Genomic DNA, 2,461 nt, shown 5'->3' with positions numbered 1-2,461 from the left:
CTATTATTTGAATGGAAAAGTCGCTTAAACCAGTTAGTTTAGGCGACTTTTTGAGCTAAGTTTTGTTACGGCCCCTTCTCTTGGATTTCTACTTTTAGTTTTATGAATTTTAGCAATGTTTATCTGAATGATCGATCTGGGTTGGGAAGGTCAGTCGAAGTTAGATCAAAACGATCATCTTTTCTTGCATGGTTTTGAAGACACCTCCTACTGCTGTTGTAGTTTGGTGCACTGCTTCTGAATATTGAATATTGAATATCCTACCGCACATAACCACCGAGAAACAACTTGGCAGTATCATGGGTGTGCCAAGTACTGATGGAATGCAATTAAAGAAACGGCTCTATGTTATCTTGAGGGTTTTTCTAGTCGTTTTAATCTCAAGTGCTTTTGTGGGCAAGGTGATGATCGATTCTGCGGGGATCGATACCGTAATCAACACCGTACCAGGACCTGCTTTCTTTACTTCTAGAGGGTTGCACATCGGTAGCGTTGCAGTATTTGGGAAAGTTGGATTTGGAACCGGCTGAATTGGTTGAGGGCACGCCTTAGGAGTTGGGGTCTCTCGAACCCAAGTAGGGATAAAAGGAGCAGGTTGAATCCATTGATGGGGGCAAGAACAAGGACAATGCTTTTTATCAGTCAATGTTTTCTCTTCCTTTCTAAATTAAAGAAATAGGACAAGGTCGCTACCTTTACAAATAAGTTGATCACAAGTTTTTGTAAAGGAGAAAACTTTTATTTATCCCCTCAGGAAGTCAATAACACAATTCATTTTTCGACGGGGTAAATTTTCTTCAAGTAGGCTAGTCCTCTTTATATTAATTAGGATATGTCCAACAAAGGGGATTGTTCCGGCATTAGCGCAATTTAAAGTAACAATATTAGGACATGAACAATACAATAAGTAAACCCATAATTTAGGAGGTGGGAGAATATATGCCTTATTTAACAACGGGTTTGTTGGATAACGCCTCGGTTGAGGGCGTTAGTCAGAGTTCAACGCTCTCGGTAAATATCTCGAACGATGATACTTCTACAGTAGCAATTCAAATTGAGGGATTTTTTCTGAATGGAACGAAAAAAGTGAAGTATGTTGAAGAGTTTTTCACTCTTTCAGCGGGAACAGTGGCCTTGAAAAATTATTTCGTCCTATTTAATGCCTTTGAGTTTGTATTCTTTGTTAGCTCACAGGCTGTAGAAATCTCTGTGTTGAGAAAAGACGCAACTGGAAACCTCACTTCAGCTCATTTGGTAATTGCCGAAGCAAGCGTCTGAATAAAGAAAGCTGTAAGTAAGACAAGTCAAAAACCTCTTATAAATTAATTGATTAAAAATTCAAAAAGTAACGAAAATTGGACGAGTACAATACAATGTATAAACCCATAATTAAGGGAGGTTAAAAAATATACCTGATCTAACAACAGGTTTTTGAAAACACCCCGGTTGCGGGTGTTAGACCAAGTTCAACGCTTTCGGTCCTAATTCTCAAACGATGATACCATTAGCGTTACTTCGGCTCATTGGCTTGTAGCTGAAGAGGTTATCCAATTTAAGAGGCGATCCTAATAAAATTATAAATGGAAGGAGACGGGTTAATGGCTTCATTTACTACAGGATTGATTGAAAATACACTTGTCAACGAAGTAAGACCAACTATAACGTTTACAGTAAAAATCACCAATGATGATACAGTTGATGCTACCGTTTTTATTGAAGGGTTTTTCGTGACAGGGATTACGAAAACAACTTATGTCTTAGAGTTATTTATCGTAGCCCCCGGGGAGGTAGCAGCAAGAATCTACGACACTCCGTTTGACGAATTTGAATTTCAGTTTATGACCAGCTCTGATGCTGTTGAGATCTCCGGTTGGGGAAAAGATGGAGCCGGGAACCTTACTACGGCTCATCGAGTTGTAGCTAAAGAGATTAATCCAATTTAACAGGCAATTATAAACAAAATTAATGTAAGAAGGCGAGAGAATGGCAGAATTAACTACCGGATTGATTGAAAATACGCCAGTCAACGAAGAAAGACCAACTACAACGTTTACAGTAAAAATCACTAATGATGACACAATTGCTGCTACCGTTTTTATTGAAGGGTTTTTCGTGACAGGGATTACGAAAACCCTGTATGTTCTGGAGTTATTTATTATGGCTCCAGGGGAGGTAGCAGAAAGAATTTATTACGCGCAGTTTGATGAGTTTGAATTCCAGTTCATCACCAGCTCTGATGCTGTAGAGATTTCCGCTTGGGGAAAAGATGCCGCTGGGAATTTGACCGCAGCTCATCGCTTGGTACCTGCAGAACTTGATCCAATAGGGCCCGATGGAATCACAGGAGCAACAGGAGCAACAGGAGAGCAAGGAATCCAAGGAACGCAAGGAATCCAAGGAACGCAAGGAATCCAAGGAACGCAAGGAATCCAAGGAACGCAAGGAATCCAAGGAACGCAAG

At 40.1% G+C, this 2,461-nt stretch carries 3 protein-coding genes and 1 pseudogene; 3 read left to right on the top strand and 1 reads right to left on the bottom strand.

What is annotated here, in order from left to right:
* Positions 1-343 precede the first annotated feature (343 nt).
* The gene (locus M8E35_RS26105; protein ID WP_252473891.1) at positions 344-646 is read right to left on the bottom strand and encodes a hypothetical protein; all 303 of its coding nucleotides are present in this window, start codon (positions 644-646) and stop codon (positions 344-346) included.
* A 293-nt stretch (positions 647-939) separates the two neighbouring features.
* On the opposite strand from M8E35_RS26105, the gene M8E35_RS26100 reads away from it, so the two are divergent.
* The 3 genes and pseudogenes from M8E35_RS26100 to M8E35_RS26090 all read left to right on the top strand — a co-directional run.
* Entirely contained in the window at positions 940-1,278 is a 339-nt protein-coding gene (locus M8E35_RS26100) for a hypothetical protein (protein WP_252473890.1), read from the top strand.
* Positions 1,279-1,598: 320 nt separating this feature from the next.
* Positions 1,599-1,943, top strand: coding sequence for a hypothetical protein (locus M8E35_RS26095; RefSeq protein WP_252473889.1), 345 nt, complete (start codon positions 1,599-1,601; stop codon positions 1,941-1,943).
* A gap of 40 nt (positions 1,944-1,983) precedes the next feature.
* Positions 1,984-2,461 (top strand): annotated as a pseudogene (locus M8E35_RS26090) (exosporium glycoprotein BclB-related protein); the annotation flags it as partial.

Origin of the sequence: Desulfosporosinus nitroreducens, from assembly GCF_023897015.1 — a bacterium.
GTDB classification, from domain to species: domain Bacteria; phylum Bacillota; class Desulfitobacteriia; order Desulfitobacteriales; family Desulfitobacteriaceae; genus Desulfosporosinus; species Desulfosporosinus nitroreducens.
This window is presented reverse-complemented; position numbering and strand designations above follow the sequence as displayed.